We start from the raw sequence: 20,492 nt of genomic DNA on the forward strand, positions 1-20,492 counted from the left end.
TGCCGCCTGCCCCGTCAACGTGGCGCGCGTCACCGCCCGTCGGTGATCGACGCCGGACCGATGAGCTGGAACGTCGCCTTGGCCCCGCCCTGGGCGTGCGGCGCCAGCCAGACGTCGAACAGGCCGGGCTCGATGCGCCAGGTCTCGTCCGCGCCGATGAAGCCCAGCTGACGGGCGTTCAGGGTGAAGCTCACCCTCGTGCTTTGCCCCGGCTTCAGCGACACCCGCTTGAAGTCCTTCAGCAATCGGCCCGGCTGGGTCAGGCTGGCGACCCGGTCGTGGATATAAAGCTGCACCAGTTCCTCGGCCGGATGCGACCCGGTGTTGGTTACGGTCACGGCCAGGTCCAGCGTGCCGGCCCAGGCCAGCTTGTCGCTTTCCATCTCGACCGGCCCATAGCTGATCGCGCCATAGGTCAGGCCATAGCCGAAGGGATACAGCGCCGTATTCGTCGTTTCGCGATAGCGGGCCTTATATTCCTCGCTCGCCAGATCAGGATTGGCCGGGCGGCCGGTGGTCTTGCGGTCGTAGGAATAGGGCTGCTGGCCCGACTTGTGCGGGAAGCTGACCGGCAGGCGCGCCGACGGGCCGTGATCGCCGAACAGGACGTCGGCGACGGCGTGGCCCATCTGTTCGCCCAGGAACCAGGTTACGACGATGGCCTGGGCGTTCTTCACATTGCCTTCCAGCGCAAGCGCCCGGCCATTCCTCAGCAGGATGACCATGGGCTTGCCCAGCGCCGCCATGGCGTCGACCAGGGCGACCTGCGGCGCGGGCACCACGATCTCGGTGCGCGACTGGGCCTCGCCCGACATATTGGTCGCCTCGCCGATGGCCAGGACGATGACCTCAGCGTCGCGGGCGGCGGCGATGGCCTGCTCGATCCCGCCGTCCAACGGCGTCTCGACGCCCGAGCCGCGCGCGATGGTCAGGTTCTGCGGATCGCTCATGGCCGCGCGGAAGCCCGCCTCCAGCGAAACGCGTCGCTCGGGCGCGCCCCAGATGGTCCACGGCCCCCAGACATTGTCCACGTCGTCGGCGAACGGGCCGACCAGGGCGATCTTCTGGCTCTTCTTCAGCGGCAGCAGGCCGTCAGCGTTCTTCAGCAGCACGACCGACTTGCGGCCCGCCTCGCGCGACAGTTCGACGTGTTCGCGAGACCCGACCACCGCCTTTTCACGCACCGGATCGGTGCCGCGATAGGGGTCGTCGAACAGGCCCAGCGCCGCCTTGGTGTTCAGGACGCGGCGCACCGCCTCGTCCAGCCGCGCCATCGACACTTCGCCCGAGGCGACCAGGCTGGGCAGATGTTCCAGATAGAGACCCGACACCATCGACACATCGACCCCGGCGTTGAAGGCCAGGCGGGCGGCGTCGCGGCCGTCCTCGGCGAAGCCATGGGCCACCAGCTCCTGCTCGGAGGTGTAGTCGGAAACCACGAAGCCCTCGAAGCCCCATTCGCCGCGCAGGATGTCGGTCAGCAGCTTGCGGCTGCCCGACGCCGGCACGCCGTTGACGTCGTTGAAGGCGCTCATGATCGACAGGGCGCCGGCGTCCACCGACGCCTTGAACGGCGGCAGGAAGACCCCGCGCAGCGTCTGCTCGCTCATGTCGGTGGTGTTGTACTCGACCCCGCCGACGGCGGCGGAATAGGCGGCCATGTGTTTGGCGGTGGCCAGGACCGCGTCACGGTCGTCCAGACCCTTTTCGCCCTGGAAGCCGCGCACGCGAGCGGCGGCCAGCAGGTTGTTCAGCAGAACGTCCTCGCCCGCGCCCTCGACGTTGCGGCCCCAGCGCTGGTCGCGCGCCACGTCCACCATGGGGGCGTAGGTCTGGTGAACCGCCGACGCCGCCGTCTCGACCGCCGCGGCCCGCGCCGTGCGCCGCGCCAGTTCGGTGTCGAAGGCCGCCGCCTCGGCCAGAGGCACCGGGAAGATGGTCGACAGGCCGTGGATCACGTCCGCCGCGAACAGCAGCGGGATCTTGAGCCGGCTCTCCTCCATCGCCACGCGCTGGATGCGACGGCCCGCCTCGGCGCCGATGCCGTTGAACAGGCTGCCGACCTTGCCTTCGCGGATCAGGGCAGTGACGCGCGCGGGATCGCCCGTGCCGTCCAGCGGGTTCACCGCCGTCGGCATCCAGCGAAACGGATCGGCCAGCAGGTTCAGCTGGCCCGCCTTCTCCTCGACCGTCATGGCCGCGATCAGATCCTCGATCTTCTGGCGGTGACGGGCGACGGTGCGGGACGCTTGGGCGGAAACAGGCATGGGGAACACTCCGGCGCCCATGAGGGCCAAAAGCCCCAGGCCAGACAAGAAATTTCTACGGGAAGCCGCAGGCTTGAGAGGTCGCGTCATTTAAGCTGGCGCTCCTTTCGGGGGACAATCGAGCAGCGAAGCGAGAGGCCTAGCCTCTCGGCCCCGACGGCTTCAACCCCCGCCTGCCATGTAAATCGATGTAACGCCCCGCTGCGCGGTCACGCCGCGTTTCGCCGCCATCATCCCAGGGCGATGTCCAGGAACATCATTCCGACCAGGCCGATCATCAGACCGATCATCGACCCCTCGCCCTTGGACTTCTCGCGGGTCTCGGGAATGATCTCGGCGGTGACGACATAGATCATGGCCCCCGCCGCCAGGCCCAGACCCCAAGGCAGGGCGCCGGGCAAGAGATCGACCACGCTGGCCCCAATCAGCCCGCCGACCGGCTCGACCAGGCCCGAGGCCAGGGCCGCCGCGAACGCCGGCCAGCGACCGTATCCCAGGGTCGCCATCGCCGCCGATACCGCCAACCCCTCGGGCATGTTCTGGATGCCGATGCCGAGCGCCGTGGACAGCCCTTGATGCATGTCGCCGCCGCCGAAGCTGACGCCCACCGCCGCCCCCTCGGGGAAGTTGTGCAGGGTGATGGCGATGATGAACAGCCAGATGCGCCGCGACAGGTCGCGCGATCCCGCCGGTCCGATGGCCAGCATGTCCACCGGCGCAAACCGGTTCATCACGCCGATCACCGTCGCCCCGATCAGCACCGCCGCCCCCATGACGCCGGCCGCCGCCGCCTGGCTGGCCCCGCCCGCTTGCAGCACGTCCACGCCCGGAATGATCAGCGAGAAGAAGGAGGCCGCCAGCATGACCCCGGCGGCGAATCCCAGCAGGGCGCTCTGGGTCTGCACCCCCGCCTTTCGGAAGAACAGCAGAGGCACGGCGCCCACCGCCGTCATCATGCCCGCCGCCAGACTGCCCAGACCGCCGGCGGCGATGGGAGAAAGGGATTCCATCATCCGTCTGCATTGCGGCGAGACACGGCAAGAGACAAGCCCGAACCGTGGCGTTAGAGAAAGCTTCATGTCCCAGCGCGCCGCCCTCCCCGTCGGCCCGAACGCTGCGTCGGCGCTGGGCGCCGCCCGGCGGGTCGTGGTCAAGATCGGATCCTCCCTGCTGATCGACGCGGCCACGCGCCAGCCGACGCGCAACTGGCTGGCGGCCGTAGCCTCGGATCTGGCGGCGCTGAAGGCCGAGGGGCGCGAAGTCATCGTCGTCTCGTCCGGCTCGATCGCCCTGGGCCGGGGACGTCTGCCCGCGCTGGGCGCACGGCTGGAGGACAAGCAGGCGGCGGCCTCGGTCGGGCAATCGCTGCTGATGGCGGCCTGGTCCGGGGCGCTGGACCCGCACGGCCTGATCGCGGGCCAGGTGCTGCTGACGCGTGACGACACCGAACGCCGTCGGAGGTGGCTGAACGCCCGCGCGACCGTCGAGGCCCTGTTGACCCACGGCGTCATCCCCATCGTCAACGAGAACGACACGGTGGCGACCGAGGAAATCCGTTACGGCGACAACGACCGGCTGGCGGCGCGCACGGCTCAGCTGGCGCGGGCGGACCTGCTGATCCTGCTGTCGGACGTGGACGGCCTGTACACCGCCGATCCGCGCCGCGATCCGAACGCCGCCCATCTGCCACTGATCGAGACGCTGAGCCCCGACATTCTGGCCATGGGCGGGGGCGCCAACGCGGATGCGGGCGTCGGAACCGGCGGCATGGCGACCAAGCTGGCGGCGGCCCAGATCGCGCGCTCGGCGGGCTGCGCCACCATCATCGCCTCGGGCCAGACCCTGTCGCCGCTCAGCGCCATCCGCGACGGCGCGCGCGCCACCCTGATCGCCGCGCCCGACGGACCGATGGCCGCCTACAAACAGTGGATCGCCGGCAGCCTGTCGCCGGCCGGAACCCTGACGCTGGACGCGGGCGCCGTCACGGCGCTGAAGGCGGGCAAGAGCCTGCTGCCCGCCGGCGTCACGGGGGTCGCGGGCGGTTTTGAAAAGGGCGACTGCGTGCGTCTGATCGACCCGGACGGTCGGGCCGTCGGCGTGGGTCTGGCCGCCTACGCCGCCGACGAGGCCGCGCGCCTTCGCGGCCGACGCTCGGACGAGATCGAGACCCTGCTGGGCTATCGCGGGGCCTCGGTGCTGATCCACCGCGACGACATGGTGCTGGACGACCGATGACCGATCTGAAGACCCGAATGCTCGATCTGGGCCGGCGCGCCCGCGCCGCCGCCGTGCTCTTGCGCGAAGCTCCCGCCGCCGCTCGCACCCGCGCGTTGGAAAGCCTGTCCGCAAAACTGACGGCCGCCGAACCCGCCCTGCTCGCCGCCAACGCCCGCGACGTGGACGCCGCCCGCGCGAATGGCATGACCGACGCCCTGATCGACCGGCTGTCGTTGAGTCCCGCCCGCATCGCCGGCATGGCCGAGGCGGTGGCGACCATCGCCGCCGTGCCCGACCCCCTCGGCGTCGAGACCGAACGCTGGACCCCCGCCAACGGCCTGGACATCGCACGCGTCCGCACCCCCATCGGCGTGCTGGGCGTGATCTACGAAAGTCGCCCAAACGTCACAGCCGACGCCGCCGCTCTGTGCATCCGCTCGGGCAATGCCGCCATCCTGCGCTGCGGCTCGGACTGCCTTCAGTCCTCCCTGGCCATCGCCGCCCTGATCGCGGAAGCCCTGGCCGAGGCCGGACTGCCAGCCGATGCGGTGCAACTGGTCGACACCCCCGACCGCGAGGCGGTCGGCCTGATGCTGACCGGGCTGAACGGCGCCATCGATGTCATCGTCCCGCGCGGCGGCAAGAGCCTGGTCGCCCGCGTCCAGGCCGAGGCGCGAACGGCCGTGCTCAGCCACTTGGAAGGCCTGAACCACACCTATCTGCACGAGGCTGCCGATCTTGAGACCGCCCGCGCCATCGTCCTGAACGCCAAGATGCGACGCGTCTCGGTCTGCGGGGCGACCGAGACCCTGCTGGTGGATCGGGCGGCGGCCCAGCGCCTGCTGCCCTCCGTCGCCGCCGACCTGATCGCCGCCGGCTGCGAACTGCGCGGCGACGCCGACGCCCGCGCCCTGGTCCCCGCCATGGCGCCCGCAACCGAGGCCGACTGGACCACCGAATATCTGGCCCCGATCCTCTCCGTCCGCGTCGTCGAGGATCTGGACGCCGCGACCGATCACATCGCCCGCTACGGCTCAGGCCACACAGAGGCCATCGTCACCACAGACGCCCAAGCTGCCGACCGGTTCGCCGCCAAGGTCGACAGCGCCATCGTCCTGATCAACGCCTCGACCCAGTTCGCCGACGGCGGCGAGTTCGGCTTCGGCGGCGAAATCGGCATCTCCACCAACCGCCTGCACGCGCGAGGTCCGGTCGGGGCGGAGCAGCTGACCACCTACAAATATGTGGTGCGCGGCCAGGGGCAGATCAGGCCCTGATGTGAGGAAAAGATGGCTTGTTGCCAAGCCGCCCCCACCCGGTCGCTGCGCGACCACCCTCCCCCGCTGGGGAGGGAGATTTGTCAGCGGGCTTACCCCCGTTGCGGCAGCGCATAGGCGATCACGTAATCGCCCTCCGGCGTTTCCATGAAGTGATGGCCGGCGGCGACGATCACCAGATATTGGCGGCCGTTCTGCTCATAGATCATCGGGTTCGCCTGGCCACCGGCGGGTAGGACGTCGGACCAGACGGTCTTGCCCGTCTCGATATCGATGGCGCGGATCAGGTCGTCGGTCGCTGCGGCGATAAAGATCAGGCCGCCCGCCGTGACCACCGAGCCGCCGTTGTTCGGCGTGCCGATTTCCAGCGGCAGCATCGAAGGGATGCCGAACGGGCCGTTCTTGCGCGCCGTGCCGAACGGACGGTCCCACAGAGTCTTGCCGCTCTGCACGTCGATGGCGCGGATCCCGCCATAGGGCGGCTCCTTGCACAGCAGGCCGGTGAAGGGCATCCGCCAGCCGGCGTTGACGTCGATCGCATAGGGCACGCCCATCTGCGGATCGCCCGCGCCCTCGGCCTTGGCGCCCTCGCCGGTCGTTTCCTCCTGATAGCGAGGGTCGTCGCGGGGGAACCAGCCCAACTTGTTCGCCTCGGCGCGCGGCACCAGACGGTTGTAGTTGGGCATGTCGTTATAGTTGGCGATGATCACGCCGCGACGCGGATCCAGAGCCACGCTGCCCCAGTCCGAACCGCCGTTGTAGCCCGGATATTCGATGAAGCGACGGTCGGCTGTCGGGGGCGTGAACTGGCCCTGATACGACGCCTTCTTGAACTGGATGCGGCAGATCATCTGATCGATCGGCGACATGCCCCACATGTCAACTTCGCGCAGGTCAGGCTTGGCCAGGGTGTTGAACAGCGAATAGGGCTGGGTCGCCGCGCGCTGCGCCGGTTCGACGCCGCCGCGCGGCGCCGGACGATCCTGAACGCCGTGCAGGGGCTGGCCCGTGCGGCGATCCAGCACGAAGATTTCGCCGCGCTTGGACGGCAGGATCACCGCAGGCGTCACGCCCCCTGCGGTCGGCATGTCGACCAGCGTCACCTGCGAACCCAGGTCATAGTCCCAGACGTCGCGGCGGACGGTCTGATAGCTCCAGCGCGGCTTGCCGGTCGTGACGTCCAGCGCGACCAGGGCGCTGGAATACTGGTTCTCCTGGGGCCGGCGCAGCGACGAATAATAGTCGGCGGCCGAGTTGCCCATCGGCAGATAGACCAGGCCCAGGGCTTCGTCGCCCGTCGCCGTCGTCCACATGTTGGGCGTGCCCGGCGTATAGGTCTGACCGGCCGGCGGAGCGGTGGTGATGTCGGGACGCATCATGTCCCAAGCGAAGCGCATCTGACCGGTGACGACGTCATAGCCCTGGATCACGCCCGAGGCGTTCCAGCGCTTCTGACCGTCCAGCACCTGATGGCCCGTGACGATGACGCCGCGGACGACGACGGGCGGCGAGGTGATCGACACCATGCCGGGATAGGGATTGCCCATACCTTCCTTAATGCTGACGGCGCCGTTGGTTCCGAAGGCGGGGCAAGGCACACCGGTGCGCGCATCGACCGCGATGATCCGGCCGTCCAGCGTGCCTTCGATGATGCGCGTCGCGCAGGGCTGGGCCTGATCGACGTTGGGCGCGGCGTAATAGGTCACGCCCCGGCAGGCGGCGGTGTAGGGGATCTGCTCGTCCGCCACCTTGGGATCATAGGCCCACTTCTGCCGGCCGGTATTGGCGTCCAGGGCGAACATCTTGTTGCGACCCGAGCAGAGATAGACCGTGTCGGCGATCTTCAGCGGCGTGGTCTCGGCGCCGAACCGTTCGCCGGGCAGGTCGCCGGTGCGGAAGGTCCAGGCGCGCTCCAACTGGCCGACGTTGGTCTTGTTGATCTGGTTCAGCGGCGAATAGCGCTGGGCGGCGTCCGATCCGCCATAGGCTGGCCAATCCATGCCGGCCTTGATCAGGGCGGGATCGCCGAACGGTCCGCGCGCGCCGGGCACCGGGCTGTCGACGCCGGGCGCATTGATCTGACCGACCACCAGGCCGAACACGACCGTCAGGACCGCCAGCCCGAGCGCGCCGAGGCCCGCCGTCTTGCCGCCGCCGCGCGAGCGCAGCACAGGCAGCGTCGCCAGCACCAGGAACATCAGCACCAGCGGCCCGACCAGGCGGGGGATCATGGCCCAGCCGTTCAGGCCCTTCTCCCACAGCGCCCAGATCACCGTGACGACGAAGACCGCGCCATAGAGCCAAGCCCCGCGCACATCGCGCCAGACAAGCAAAAGGCCCGACACGATCAGCCCCAGGCCCGCGATCAGATAATACCAGGAGCCGCCCAGCATCGCGAGCTGAACGCCGCCGACCGTCAGCACCAGACCGATCACGGCCAGCAGGATCCCGAGCAGCAACGTCAGCCATCCGCCCAGGCCGGTCGGGGTTGTCCATCGGGGCATGAGCGCACTCTCTATGGTCAGCTGAAATCCGTCCTTCAAACGCCTCGAAGCTGCCCCGGTTCCTATTGTCGCACCCCTGGAACAAAATCCTGTTGCGGCGCAAACGGCTCACATCAGCAACTTTTGACGACGAAACGCGCCCGATTGGATGATTTATTCTTTTTGTTCCGCCGAGAACGCCTGACGGCAATAATATTTGCCTCTAACGCCTCGTTTGCGGCATATGCGAGATATGCATAAGACCCTGAAGCAAGGCGGGACATTCGTCGTCGAACCTCGCCGCCTGTCCAAGGCCTCGGCCGAACTGCGCGCACGCGGTTTCGGCGAGATCACGATTCCGCCCTCGACCGAGACGGCCGAGAAACAGGCGTCGCGCTGCACCGATTGCGGCGTGCCCTTCTGCCAAAACGCCTGCCCGCTTCAGAACAATATTCCCGACTGGCTACGCCTGTCGGCCGAGAACGAGCCGCGCGAGGCTTGGCGCGTCGCGTCCCTGACCTCGACCATGCCCGAAATCTGCGGCCGCATCTGCCCGCAGGACCGACTGTGCGAGGGGTCGTGCACGTTAAACCAGTCCGGCTGGGACGCCGTGACCATCGGCTCGGTCGAGGCCTGGCTGGGCGACCAGGCCTTCGCCAACGGCTGGGTCGAGCCGATCCGCCCGGCGGCCGAACGCGGCGAAACCGTCGGCATCGTCGGCGCCGGCCCGGCCGGTCTGGCCGCCGCCGACCGGCTGCGCTGCGAGGGCTATCAGGTCACGATCTATGACCGCCACGACCGCGCCGGCGGGCTGCTGATCTACGGCATCCCCGGCTTCAAGCTGGAAAAGCACGTCGTCCAGCGTCGCGTGGACCGGCTGATCGACGGCGGCGTCCAGTTCGTTCTGGGCTGCGAGGTCGGCAAGGACGTGACACTGACCGAACTGCGCGACCGCCACGACGTCGTCCTGCTGGCCATGGGCGTCTATCAGCCGCGCACCCTGTCCGCGCCGGGTCGCGGGCCGGATTCGACCGTGGCGGCCCTGTCCTATCTGACCCATCAGAACCGGCGCGACCTGGGCGACGCCGAACAGGACGGCTGGCACGAGGCGCGCGGCAAGCGTGTCGTCGTCATCGGCGGCGGCGACACCGCCATGGACTGCGTCCGCACCGCCGTCCGTCAGGGCGCGGCCAGCGTCACCTGCCTGTATCGTCGCGACCGCGAGAACATGCCCGGCTCGGCCCGCGAAGTCGTCAACGCCGAGGAAGAAGGCGTCGTCTTCGAATGGCTGGCCGCACCAAAGGCCCTGCTCTCGCAAGGCGACCAAGTCACGGGCGTGCGCGCCGCCCGCATGCAGTTGACGGAAGGCCTGCCCGGCCAGCGTCGCGACATCGTGCCGGTTCCCGGCGCCGACTTCGACGTGCCGGCCGACATCGTCATAGAGGCGCTGGGCTTCTCTCCCGAGCCGTTCGCGGCGCATGAGGCCGATTTGCGCCTACGCGACGACGGCACCATCAAGGTGAGTTCGGTTAGCTTCGCCACCAGCCTGCCCGGCGTCTTCGCCGCCGGCGACGCGGTGCGCGGCGCCTCGCTCGTCGTCTGGGCCGTCCGCGAAGGCCAGGACGCCGCCGCCGAGATCGATCGCTACTTCAAGACCCGCACCGAGGAGGTCGCGGCATGACCTGGTTAGACAAGTACAACGACACCCGCGACCGGCTGGAAGCCGGCAACGCCTACGACCGCAGCTCGGAGCGCGACGCCTGCGGTGTCGGCCTGGTCTGTTCCATCGACGGCACGCCCCGCCGCGACGTGGTCGAATATGCGATCCGCAGCCTGAAGGCTGTGGCCCACCGTGGCGCGGTCGATCCTGACGGCCTATCGGGCGACGGGGCTGGCATCATGGCCGAGCTGCCGCAAGGCTTCTTCGCCGAACAGGTGGCCTCGATCGGTCAGTCCCTGCGTCCCGGCCCGATCTGCGTCGGCCAGGTCTTCCTGCCGCGCACCGATCTGGGCGCCCAGGACCGCGCCCGCGCCATCGTCGAGACCGAGGCCCTGCGCGGAGGCTTCTGGATCTATGGCTGGCGCCAGACGCCCATCGACCTGTCGGTCGTCGGGACCAAGGCCGGCGCGACCCGGCCCGAGATCGAACAGATCATGCTGGCCCCGCCGCTGGACGACGCCGGACAGCCGCTGGACGGCGAGGCGCTGGAGCGCGAACTGTATCTGTGCCGCCGCCGCATTGAAAAGACGGTCAAGACCGAGAACCTGGCCGGCGTCTATATCTGCACCCTGTCCGCGCGCTCGATCGCCTACAAGGGCATGGTGCGGGCCGAACTGCTGGGCGACCTGTATCCCGACCTGGCGGACCCGCGCTTCGTCTCGGCCTACGCGGTCTTCCACCAGCGCTATTCGACCAACACCTTCCCCGAATGGAAGCTGGCCCAGCCCTTCCGGATGATGGCCCACAACGGCGAGATCAACACGCTGAAGGGCAACCTGAATTGGATGAAGTCGCACGAGATCCGCATGGCGGCCGGCGCCTTCGGAGACCGCGACGGCGAGGTCAAGCCGGTGGTCCAGCCGGGCGGATCGGATTCCGCCGCCCTGGACAATGTCATGGAAGTGCTGGTCCACGCCGGGCGCCCCGCGCCGATGGCCAAGGCCCTGCTGATCCCAGAGGCCTGGGCCAAGGACGACGTGGTCATGCCCGCCGAACACCGGGCCTTCTACGCCTATTGCAATGCGGTGATGGAGCCGTGGGACGGCCCGGCCGCCATCTGCGCCGCCGACGGCCGCTGGATCGTGGCGGGCAAGGACCGGAATGGTTTGCGCCCATTGCGCGCCGTCGAGACGGTCGATGGTCTGCTGATGGCAGGCTCCGAGGCCGGTTTGGTGCCGATCCCCGAGAGCCGGGTGAAGCGCCGCCTGCACATCGGCCCCGGCAAGCTGATCGCCGTCGATATGAAGCACGGCCGCGTCTATGACGAGCACGAGGCCGTCGACGCCCTGGCCGCCGCCCACCCCTATGAGGCTTGGCTGGACAATATGGTCGATCTGGAGCCGATCATCGGCCCCGGACCCGAGCCGCGCTCGGCCTCGGGCGAGGCCCTGACCCGCCGCCAGATCGCCGCCGGCTACAGCCGCGAGGACCTGGACCTGCTGCTGGACGCGCTGGTGCGTGACGGTAAGGAGGCCGTTGGCTCCATGGGCGACGACGCCCCGCCCGCGGTGCTGTCGGCCCTGCCCCGTCCGCTGTCGCATTACTTCCGCCAGAACTTCAGCCAGGTCACCAATCCGCCGATCGACCCGCTGCGCGAAGCGGGCGCCATGAGCCTGAAGACCCGGTTCAAGAACCTGGGCAATATCCTGGCCGAGGAAGAGGCCCAGACCGACGTCTTCGTGCTCGACAGCCCGGTTCTGACCAACGGCATGTACGAGCGGATGATCGACACGGTCGGCGCCGGTTCGACCGTAGTCATCGACTGCAGCTATGACGTTCCCTCGGACGAGGCCCGTCCGGGCGTGGCCTTGCGCGCCGCGCTGGACCGGATCATGGACGAGGCCGAGGCCGCCGCCCGCGACGGCGCCGCCTTGATCGTTCTGACCGACCAGGCCGGCTCGGCGGATCGTCTGGCCGCGCCGATGATCCTGGCCACCGCCGGGGTCCACGGCCGCCTGACCAAGGCGGGCCTGCGCTCCTACTGCTCCATCGTGGTGCGCACCGCCGAGACGCTGGACCCGCACGGGTTCGCCGTCCTGGTCGGGGTCGGCGCCACCACCGTTAACGCCTGGCTGGCTCAGGACCTGTTCCAGGAACGCCTGGACCGGGGCCTTTATCCCGGCCTGACGCTGCGCGACGCGTGCCTGAACTACAAGGCCGGCATCGAGGCGGGTCTGCTGAAGACGCTGGCCCGCAAGGGGATCAGCGTCATCTCCGCCTATCGCGGCGGCTGCGAGTTCGAGGTGCTGGGTCTGTCGCGGGCGCTGACCGCCGAGTTCTTCCCCGGCGCCCCGTCGCGCATCTCTGGCATCGGTCTGGCCGGCCTGGAGCAGGCGGCGATGAAGCGGCACCGCATCGCCTGGGGCGAGGCTGTGCCCTCGCCCGCCATCGGCGGCTTCTTCAAGATCCGTTCGGGCGGCGAGGCCCACGCCCATGAGGCCAAGACGATCCACCTGCTGCAGGACGCCTGCAACCGCGGCGACTATCGCCGTTTCAAGCAGTTTTCCGAAGTCGTCCGCGCCCAGGCCGACCTGTCCCTGCGCGACCTCCTCGACTTCCGCGAGGGCGTCGCCATTCCGGTCGATCAGGTCGAGAGCGTGTCGGACATCCGCCGCCGCTTCCTGACCCAGGCCATGTCGCTGGGCGCGCTGGGGCCAGAGGCGCACGAGACGCTGAACATCGCCATGAACCGCATCGGCGCCCGCTCGGTCTCGGGCGAGGGCGGCGAGGATCCCGAACGCTATCACCCGCGTCCGAATGGCGATGACGCCAACTCGGCGGTGAAACAGGTGGCCTCGGGCCGGTTCGGCGTCACCGCCGAATATCTGAACCAGTGCCGTGAGATCGAGATCAAGGTCGCGCAAGGCGCCAAGCCCGGCGAGGGCGGGCAGTTGCCCGGCTTCAAGGTCACCGAGTTCATCGCCCGGATGCGCCACGCCGTGCCCGGCACGACCCTGATCAGCCCGCCGCCGCACCACGACATCTATTCGATCGAGGATCTGGCCCAGCTCATCTACGACCTGAAGGCCATCAACCCCGATGCGCGGGTGACGGTGAAACTGGTGTCCGCCTCGGGCATCGGCGCCATCGCCTCGGGCGTGGCCAAGGCCAACGCTGACGCCATCCTGATCGCCGGCCACAACGGCGGCACCGGCGCCTCGCCCCAGACCTCGATCAAGCACGCAGGCCTGCCGTGGGAGATCGGCCTGGCCGAGGCCCACCAGGTGCTGACGCTGAACAATCTGCGCGGCTCGGTCACGCTGAGGACCGACGGCGGGGTCCGCACGGGTCGCGACGTGGTCATCGCCGCCATGCTGGGGGCCGAGGAATACGGGATCGGCACCGCCGCCCTCATCGCCATGGGCTGTCTGATGGTGCGTCAGTGCCATTCCAACACCTGCCCCGTCGGCGTCTGCTCCCAGGACGAGCGCCTGCGCGAGAAGTTCACCGGCACGCCCGACAAGGTGGTGAACCTGTTCACCTTCATCGCCGAGGAGACGCGCGAGATCCTGGCCTCGATCGGCGCGCGCACGATGGACGAGATCATCGGCCGCACCGACCTGCTGCGTCAGGTCCGTCGCGGCGGCTCGCACCTGGACGACCTGGACCTGAACCCCCTGCTGGTTCAGGTGGACGAGGGCGCGGCCGGCAAATGGGCCGACAAGACGACGCGCAAGCCCATCGCCGACAGCCTGGACGCCGCCGTGCTGAAGGACGCCGTGCGCTTCCTGGATCGCGGCCAGACGCTGGAGCTGTCCTATCCGCTGAACAACACCCAGCGCACGGTCGGCGCGGCCCTGTCCTCGGCCATCGTGCGGCGCTTCGGCGCGCAAGGCCCGGCGGGCCGTCTGAAGCTGCGGCTGGAAGGCATCGCGGGTCAGAGCTTCGGCGCCTTTGCGGCCAAGGGTCTGGAACTGCACCTGACCGGCGAGGCCAACGACTATGTCGGCAAGGGGCTGTCGGGCGCCGAAATCTCGATCCGCACGCCCGAATGGCGCGAGGATCAACTGATCTGCGGCAACACCACCCTGTATGGGGCGACCTCCGGCCGTCTGTTCGTCGCCGGCGCGGCAGGCGAGCGGTTTGCGGTCAGAAACTCCGGCGCCGAGGCCGTGGTCGAGGGTCTGGGCGCGCACGGCTGCGAATATATGACCGGCGGGCGCGTGGTCGTCCTGGGTTCGGTCGGCTGGAACCTGGCGGCGGGTATGAGCGGCGGCGAGGTGTTCGTGCTGGACCAGCCGGGCCATGCCGAGCGCGCCCTGAATGGCGACCTGGCGGGCGTGACCGACATTGACGCACAGGCGGCCGATCGACTGAAGGGCCTGATCGAGGCCCATCTGACCGCGACGGCCTCGCCCCTGGCGCGGCGTCTGCTGACGGATTGGGACAACAGCCTGAAACGCTTCGTCCGCATCGTGCCCCTGACCGACATCGTCGCCCGCACGGAACGCCTGAAGACCTCCGCCTGATACCGAACCGCCTGCCTCAGAAAGCCGCCATGACCCGATCCGCCGCCCTCGCCGTCACGCTCGTCGCCGGGGCGGCGGCCTTCGCCTCACCGGCCCTGGCGGCCCCGGCGCTGCTGGCGCATCAGGCGCCGCTGGTCATCGACACGGCGGCGACGGCCTGGATTCTGACCTCGACGGCGCTGGTGCTGCTGATGACACTGCCGGGCCTGGCGCTGTTCTACGGTGGCATGGTGCGCAAGAAGAACGTCATCAGCGTCGTCGCCCAGTCGGCGGCCGCCTTCGCCATCGTCTCGGTGCTGTGGTTCCTGGTCGGCTACAGCCTGTCGTTCGGCAAGGGGCCGGACGCGATCAACAGCTTCATCGGCGGGGTACAGGCCGCCTTCCTGAACGGCGTGACGGCCCAGACGGCCCACAGCCTGCTGCCCGGCCTGCCCGAACTGCTGTTCGTCAGCTTCCAGATGACCTTCGCCATCATCACCCCGGCCCTGATCGCCGGCGCCTTCGCCGAGCGGATGAAGTTCTCGGCCAGCCTGCTGTTCTTCGGCCTGTGGCATCTGATCGTCTATGCGCCGATCTGCCATCAGATCTGGGGCGGCGGCTATCTGGGCGGACTGGGCGTGCTCGACTTCGCGGGCGGCGCGGTCGTCCACGTCAACGCCGGGATCGCCGGCCTGGTCTGCGCCCTGGTGCTGGGGCCGCGTCACGGCTTCGGGCGCGACAACATGGCCCCCGCCAACCTGGTCTATAGCGCCATCGGCACCGGCCTGCTGCTGGTCGGCTGGCTGGGTTTCAACGCCGGATCGGCGGGCGCGGCGGACGCGCTGGCCGCCACCGCCGCGTTCAATACGATCCTGGCCGCCGGCAGCGCCGCCCTGGGCTGGATGACCATCGAATGGTTCGATCGCAAGCGCCCGACCCTGCTTGGCCTGCTGTCAGGCGTCGTCGGAGGTCTGGTCGCCATCACGCCCGCCGCCGGTTTCGTCGATCCCAAGGGTGCCTTCTTCATCGGCCTGATCGGCGGTCCGGCCTGCTATGCGGGCGCGGTCTGGCTGAAGCACGCGCTGAAATACGATGACAGCCTGGACGCCTTCGGCGTTCACGGCGTCGGCGGCATCGTCGGCGCCCTGCTGACCGGCGTCTTCGCCACTACGACCGTCAACGCCCTGTCGGAGGGGGCGACCGTGTGGAAACAGGCCGTCGGACTGGTCGGCGTCATCGCCTGGAGCGCCGCCGGCACCTTCGTCGTCCTGATGATCTGCAAGTTCACCACCGGCCTGCGCGTGACCAGGGACGAAGAGGTCGAGGGGCTGGACTATACCCAGCACGGCGAGGCCATCCACTGACCCCACAGGGGCTGCCGGTTGATCCCGCCTTCGCCAGCCCCCATCTTCATCTGTGACGGACGGTCTTGCCGATTGCGGGAGACCGACCGCTCGGTCGCTGACGTAAGGACCCCAGATGACGACGACGCGCACCCTCCTGTTCGACAGCCCCTTTCTGTTGGGCTTCGACCACACCCGCGCCCTGATCGACCGCGCCGCCAAGGCCGCGGCCGAAAGCTATCCGCCCTACAATGTCGAACAGATCGGCGATGCGGGCGTCCGCATCAGCCTGGCCGTCGCCGGGTTTGCGCCGGACGAACTGGCCATCACCCTGGACGGCCGCCAGCTGACCATCGCCGGCAAGCGCGACGATGCCGGCAAAGGCGAACAGGCCTTCCTGCATCGCGGCATCGCGGCGCGCGGCTTCGTTCGCAACTTCGTCCTAGCCGACGGGCTGGAGGTCGAGGGCGCCCGGCTGGAGCACGGCCTGCTGCACGTCGACCTGATCCGGCCCGAGGCCGAGCGCCAGGTGCGACGCATTCCCATTACGTCTGGGCCGATCACGGCCGGCTGAAAACCACAGCCATTCGAACCGCCCGGCGATCCGGGCGTTGTCAAATATGAAGGAGGCGGTCCTAATGACGCCGATGACGATGACCAAGGAAGACTTTGCCGGACTGGGCGCCCCCGACCTCGTCTATGTGCGCGAGATCAAGGCCTCGGACCTGCTTGAAGAGGCGGTCGAGATCAAGGACGTGGATCTGAACCCCGGCCAGATGCTCTATGCCGTCCACAGCGCCGACGGCGAGCGTCTGGCGGTCATGATCGACCGCGACACCGCCTTCGCCGCCGCCGTGGCGCACGAGCTGGAGCCGGTTTCCGTTCACTGATCTGATGGATGGCGGCGCGCAGGCGCCGCCGTTCAGGCCGCCGTTGCGGCCGCACCGTCCTTGACGAACAGGGCGCGGATAGCATCGGTCGTGCGCGCCTGTTTCAGCTGCTCCCGCAGTTCGGGCGACCGCAGCGCGCGCGACACCGCCGCCAATGCGCGCAGATGCTCGGCTCCCGCCTTGGGCGGGGCAAACAGGCCGACAATCAGATCGACGGGCCGGTCGTCCACTGCATCATAGGCCACAGGCGTATCCAGTCGCACGAACACCGCCGTAACCTTGTCGACCTCGGTCAGACGCGCATGCGGCACCGCGACCCCGGATCCCAGCCCGGTCGATCCCAGCGTCTCGCGTTCCATCAAGGCGTCGAAGATGCGGGCTTCGTCGAGGCCCAGCGCATGCGACGCCGCCTCGGCCAGCGCGTGTAGCGCCTGTCGTTTGGACGACGCGCCGCTGCGCAGCACCACGCCCTTGGGCGCGAGCAGATCACCGATGTCCATTACACAACCTCGATACACGCAGCAGACAACGGCGCGGCCGCCCGTTTAGAGACAACCGCGCCGAAGTCAAACTGAGGCTTAGTTCATCGAACCGTTGGACTTGGCCGTCCGTTCGGGATCGATCCATCCCACATTGCCATCCGGACGACGATAGACGACCGCCAGACCGCCGTGCGCCGCATTGCGGAACAGCACGACCGGATAGCCCGTCATGTCCAGCTCCAGCACGGCCCGTCCGACCGTGATCGTGCGGATTTCGTGCTCGGTCTCGGCGATGACCATGCCCACCGGCGGCGGGCCGTCATTCTCGCCGGTGTCGCCGAAGACATCGTCCTCCACGCTGTCGGGATCACGCAGCACGATGCTGCGAGCGACTTCGCGGGCGGCGTTTTCGGTCTTCTCGGGGGACAGACCCTTGGGTCCGATGTGGTGGTCCTTAAGCCGGCGCTTGTAGCGGCGAACCCGCTTTTCGAGCCGATCCAGCGCCTCGGTGAAGGCCGAGTGGGCGTCGCCGCCCATTCCGGTCGTCACCAGAGTCTGGCCCGACGCGAGGCGGACCCAACAGTCCACCTTGAAGTTGTGGCCGTCCTTGGACACCACGACCTCGGCGTCTTCACCGCCTCGGGCGAAGTATTTTCCGACCCCGTCTTCGAGTTCCTGGGAGATGCGCGAGCCTAACGCTTCGCCGACATCCACTTGCTTGCCGCTGACTTGGACTTGCATGCCGATAGAACGCGCCCGACCCGATTTGGTGTCAATCCAGATCACCGATTTGTGGTCACGCTTGGCTGTGGATGTCAGCCCGTCTTCATCATCCGGCGGCGCTCGACCGAAGACGGAATCCTCAAGGCTTCCCGATATTTGGCCACGGTGCGGCGGGCGATGTCGATGCCCGTTTCCTTCAGGATTTCGACGATCCGGTCGTCGGACAAGACGTCACCCTCAACCCCCTCGCTGTCGATCATGGATTTGATCTTGTGACGGACGGCTTCGGCCGAATGGGTCGATGCGCCGTCCACCGACTGGATGGCGGCGGTGAAGAAGAATTTCAGCTCGAACACGCCCCGCGGCGTGGCGATATATTTGTTCGAGGTGACGCGGCTGACCGTGGATTCGTGCATGCCGATGGCGTCGGCGACGGTCTTCAGATTGAGCGGCCTCAGGAACTCGACGCCGAAGGCCAGGAAGGCGTCCTGCTGGCGCACGATCTCGGACGAGACCTTCAGAATGGTCTTGGCCCGCTGATCCAGCGACTTGACCAGCCAGTTGGCCTGGGCGGCGCAGTCGGCGACGAAGGTCTTTTCGGTATCCGAGCGCGCGCCGGCCTGAACCAGGCCGTGATAGCGTTTATCGACCAGCAGGCGCGGCAGGGTGTCGGCGTTCAGCTCGACCCGCCAGCCGCCGGCGGGATCGGGCCGCACATGCACGTCGGGCACGACCGTCTGCGCCGGCTCGCCGCCGAAGCCTGCGCCCGGACGCGGCGTCAGCGCCCGCAGTTCGGCGATCATGTCGGTCAAATCTTCGCCATCGACCTCGCAGACGCGGCGCAGGCCCGCCAGATCGCGCTTGGCCAGCAGGTCCAGGTTGTCCAGCAGCGCCGCCATCGCCGGATCGAACCGATTGCGCTCGATCAGCTGCAGCTTCAGGCATTCCGGCACCGACCGCGCCATGATCCCGGTCGGCTCGAAGCCGTGACAGACGGCAAGCACCGCCTCGATCCGCTCCAGCGGCACGCCCAGCCGGTCCGCGAACTCGGTCAGTTCCCCGCGCAGATAGCCGCCCTCGTCGGTCGCATCGATCAGGGTCAGGGCGATGCCGTGGTCGGCCGGCGACAGGCCCGCGCTCGACGCCTGGGCCTGAAGATGCTCCCACAGGGTCAGCTCGTGGGCGTCCGGTCTTTCGCCGCCTTCGCCCTCAAACGTCTGGCCGCCCTTGCCGGCGCTGGACCAGTCCGACAGCCCCGGCTGGGCCTCGTCGGTCATCCGGTCGCTGGTGCGCTCGCCAGGCGCGGCGTCGCCATAGACATCGTCGGAACCGGCGTCCATCGAAGACGCCGCTGCGTCCGCAACCCCGTCGCCGAACGACATTTCACCGTCCGCCGTCGCCTCGACGCGCTCGACAGGCTCGGGCGCGTCGCCTTCCGGCTCCTCGCGTTGCAGCAGCGGATTGCGTTCCAGCTCGGCCTCGACGAAGTCCTCCAGCTCGAGGTTCGACAGTTGCAGCAGCTTGATCGCCTGCTGCAGCTGGGGCGTGATGACCAGCCCCTGCCCCTGCCTGACCTCTAATCGTTGCCCGATCACGTTCGAAATCTTCCCGCCCGGCCGCCAAGTGGCCCGGAACTTGCTGGGACAGAATGTCGCCGAACCGGTTAACGCGAGACGAACGCGCTTTTTGGCTCCTCCCCATTTCATGGGGAGGTGGCGCGGCGCGTCCTTCAAGCGCCGTGACGGAGGGGGTCTTCACCGCATCGCTAGCGCTCGTGGTGCTCAAAAGAACCCCTCCACCACGTTGCGCGCGGTCCCCCTCCCCACAAGTGGGGAGGAGACGAGGCGGATCAGATGTAGTTTTCGCCCAGATACACCCGGCGCACTTCGGCGTCGCGGATCGCCTCGTCGGACGTGCCTTCGAACAGCACCGCGCCGTTCGAGATGATCGAAACCCGGTCGGTGATATCCAGGGTCTCGCGCACATTGTGGTCGGTGATCAGTACGCCGATGCCCTGGCTGGCCAGATAGCGGATCACGGTGCGGATGTCGGCGATGGCCAGGGGGTCGATGCCGGCGAAGGGTTCGTCCAGCAGCATGAAGGACGGCCGTCCGGCCAGCGCCCGCGCGATCTCCACCCGCCGACGCTCGCCGCCCGACAGGGCCGTAGCCCGCGCATGGCGCAGATGGTCGATGTGCAGTTCGTTCAGCAGCCGGTCGGTCTCGGCGCGGATCTGGTCGCGCGGATAATTCAGCTCGACCACCGCCTTGACGTTCTGCTCGACCGTCATGCCGCGAAAGATCGAGGCTTCCTGCGCCAGATACCCCAGGCCCATGCGACTGCGCTGATACATCGGCTGGCCGGTGATGTTCTCGCCGTCCAGCCAGATCGCGCCCGAATCCGGCGGGATCAAGCCGGTGATCATGTAGAAACAGGTGGTCTTGCCGGCCCCGTTGGGACCCAGCAGGCCCGCGACCTCGCCGCGCTGCACCGTCAGGGACACGTCGCGCACGACCTGACGCTGGCCGAACGAGCGGGCCAGGTTCATCACCCGCAGGCCCTTTTCTGCAGGCGCGGGCGCCACGGCGGCCGGTTGCGGCCGCTCGTCCAGGTTCAGGGCTGACAGTTCCTTGCGCGCCAAA

14 protein-coding genes are annotated in these 20,492 nt (G+C 68.4%); 7 read left to right on the top strand and 7 right to left on the bottom strand.

Annotated elements, in window-relative coordinates; all coding sequences use genetic code 11:
- Positions 1–29 precede the first annotated feature (29 nt).
- Positions 30–2,267: a glycoside hydrolase family 3 N-terminal domain-containing protein gene (locus HNP47_RS09840; protein WP_184279411.1), complete on the bottom strand. Its 2,238-nt coding sequence runs from the start codon at positions 2,265–2,267 to the stop codon at positions 30–32.
- 230 nt (positions 2,268–2,497) lie between these two features.
- Positions 2,498–3,277 (bottom strand): ZIP family metal transporter, encoded by a 780-nt coding sequence (locus HNP47_RS09845; protein WP_184279412.1) that lies wholly within the window; start codon positions 3,275–3,277, stop codon positions 2,498–2,500.
- Positions 3,278–3,344: 67 nt separating this feature from the next.
- Between HNP47_RS09845 and proB the strand changes: the two genes are divergently transcribed.
- Positions 3,345–4,502 carry a glutamate 5-kinase gene (proB, locus tag HNP47_RS09850; RefSeq protein WP_184279413.1) on the top strand — a complete coding sequence of 386 codons (1,158 nt, stop codon included), beginning with the start codon at positions 3,345–3,347 and terminating at the stop codon, positions 4,500–4,502.
- Positions 4,499–5,761: a glutamate-5-semialdehyde dehydrogenase gene (locus HNP47_RS09855; protein WP_184279414.1), complete on the top strand. Its 1,263-nt coding sequence runs from the start codon at positions 4,499–4,501 to the stop codon at positions 5,759–5,761. Before proB ends, HNP47_RS09855 begins: the two co-directional genes overlap by 4 nt.
- A 92-nt stretch (positions 5,762–5,853) precedes the next feature.
- Here the strand turns inward: HNP47_RS09855 and HNP47_RS09860 are convergent, their stop codons facing one another.
- Positions 5,854–8,265 (bottom strand): membrane-bound PQQ-dependent dehydrogenase, glucose/quinate/shikimate family, encoded by a 2,412-nt coding sequence (locus tag HNP47_RS09860; protein WP_184279415.1) that lies wholly within the window; start codon positions 8,263–8,265, stop codon positions 5,854–5,856.
- A 232-nt stretch (positions 8,266–8,497) separates the two neighbouring features.
- Between HNP47_RS09860 and HNP47_RS09865 the strand changes: the two genes are divergently transcribed.
- The 5 genes from HNP47_RS09865 to HNP47_RS09885 all read left to right on the top strand — a co-directional run bounded on the left by HNP47_RS09865 (position 8,498) and on the right by HNP47_RS09885 (position 16,645).
- Positions 8,498–9,925, top strand: coding sequence for an NAD(P)-dependent oxidoreductase (locus HNP47_RS09865; RefSeq protein WP_184279416.1), 1,428 nt, complete (start codon positions 8,498–8,500; stop codon positions 9,923–9,925).
- A complete protein-coding gene (gltB, locus tag HNP47_RS09870) occupies positions 9,922–14,433 on the top strand; it encodes a glutamate synthase large subunit (protein WP_184279417.1) in 4,512 nt (1,503 codons plus the stop codon). The genes HNP47_RS09865 and gltB overlap by 4 nt, the downstream gene beginning before the upstream one ends.
- A gap of 29 nt (positions 14,434–14,462) precedes the next feature.
- Complete coding sequence (locus tag HNP47_RS09875) at positions 14,463–15,776, top strand: ammonium transporter (RefSeq protein WP_184279418.1); 1,314 nt, start codon at positions 14,463–14,465, stop codon at positions 15,774–15,776.
- Positions 15,777–15,891: 115 nt separating this feature from the next.
- Positions 15,892–16,329 (top strand): Hsp20 family protein, encoded by a 438-nt coding sequence (locus HNP47_RS09880; protein WP_184279419.1) that lies wholly within the window; start codon positions 15,892–15,894, stop codon positions 16,327–16,329.
- A 64-nt stretch (positions 16,330–16,393) separates the two neighbouring features.
- Complete coding sequence (locus HNP47_RS09885; RefSeq protein WP_017506777.1) at positions 16,394–16,645, top strand: DUF1150 domain-containing protein; 252 nt, start codon at positions 16,394–16,396, stop codon at positions 16,643–16,645.
- Between the two features lie 32 nt (positions 16,646–16,677).
- Here HNP47_RS09885 and ptsN read toward each other — a convergent pair whose 3' ends face one another.
- The 4 genes from ptsN to lptB all read right to left on the bottom strand — a co-directional run bounded on the left by ptsN (position 16,678) and on the right by lptB (position 20,491).
- Positions 16,678–17,145: a PTS IIA-like nitrogen regulatory protein PtsN gene (gene ptsN, locus HNP47_RS09890; RefSeq protein WP_184279420.1), complete on the bottom strand. Its 468-nt coding sequence runs from the start codon at positions 17,143–17,145 to the stop codon at positions 16,678–16,680.
- Between the two features lie 78 nt (positions 17,146–17,223).
- Complete coding sequence (gene hpf / locus HNP47_RS09895; RefSeq protein WP_184279421.1) at positions 17,224–17,868, bottom strand: ribosome hibernation-promoting factor, HPF/YfiA family; 645 nt, start codon at positions 17,866–17,868, stop codon at positions 17,224–17,226.
- Between the two features lie 74 nt (positions 17,869–17,942).
- Positions 17,943–19,445: an RNA polymerase factor sigma-54 gene (rpoN, locus tag HNP47_RS09900; RefSeq protein WP_184279422.1), complete on the bottom strand. Its 1,503-nt coding sequence runs from the start codon at positions 19,443–19,445 to the stop codon at positions 17,943–17,945.
- A gap of 254 nt (positions 19,446–19,699) precedes the next feature.
- Complete coding sequence (gene lptB / locus HNP47_RS09905; protein WP_184279423.1) at positions 19,700–20,491, bottom strand: LPS export ABC transporter ATP-binding protein; 792 nt, start codon at positions 20,489–20,491, stop codon at positions 19,700–19,702.
- Position 20,492: the final 1 nt, after the last annotated feature.

This window comes from Brevundimonas vesicularis, assembly GCF_014204545.1.
Lineage (GTDB): Bacteria > Pseudomonadota > Alphaproteobacteria > Caulobacterales > Caulobacteraceae > Brevundimonas > Brevundimonas vesicularis_B.

Excerpts from the sequence above, each read along its gene's own strand:
- HNP47_RS09840 (WP_184279411.1), bottom strand. The coding sequence starts at position 2,267 with ATGCCTGTTTCCGCCCAAGCGTCCCGCACCGTCGCCCGTCACCGCCAG.
- HNP47_RS09845 (WP_184279412.1), bottom strand. The coding sequence starts at position 3,277 with ATGGAATCCCTTTCTCCCATCGCCGCCGGCGGTCTGGGCAGTCTGGCG.
- proB (WP_184279413.1), top strand. The coding sequence starts at position 3,345 with ATGTCCCAGCGCGCCGCCCTCCCCGTCGGCCCGAACGCTGCGTCGGCG.
- HNP47_RS09855 (WP_184279414.1), top strand. The coding sequence starts at position 4,499 with ATGACCGATCTGAAGACCCGAATGCTCGATCTGGGCCGGCGCGCCCGC.
- HNP47_RS09860 (WP_184279415.1), bottom strand. The coding sequence starts at position 8,265 with ATGCCCCGATGGACAACCCCGACCGGCCTGGGCGGATGGCTGACGTTG.
- HNP47_RS09865 (WP_184279416.1), top strand. The coding sequence starts at position 8,498 with ATGCATAAGACCCTGAAGCAAGGCGGGACATTCGTCGTCGAACCTCGC.
- gltB (WP_184279417.1), top strand. The coding sequence starts at position 9,922 with ATGACCTGGTTAGACAAGTACAACGACACCCGCGACCGGCTGGAAGCC.
- HNP47_RS09875 (WP_184279418.1), top strand. The coding sequence starts at position 14,463 with ATGACCCGATCCGCCGCCCTCGCCGTCACGCTCGTCGCCGGGGCGGCG.
- HNP47_RS09880 (WP_184279419.1), top strand. The coding sequence starts at position 15,892 with ATGACGACGACGCGCACCCTCCTGTTCGACAGCCCCTTTCTGTTGGGC.
- HNP47_RS09885 (WP_017506777.1), top strand. The coding sequence starts at position 16,394 with ATGACGCCGATGACGATGACCAAGGAAGACTTTGCCGGACTGGGCGCC.
- ptsN (WP_184279420.1), bottom strand. The coding sequence starts at position 17,145 with ATGGACATCGGTGATCTGCTCGCGCCCAAGGGCGTGGTGCTGCGCAGC.
- hpf (WP_184279421.1), bottom strand. The coding sequence starts at position 17,868 with ATGCAAGTCCAAGTCAGCGGCAAGCAAGTGGATGTCGGCGAAGCGTTA.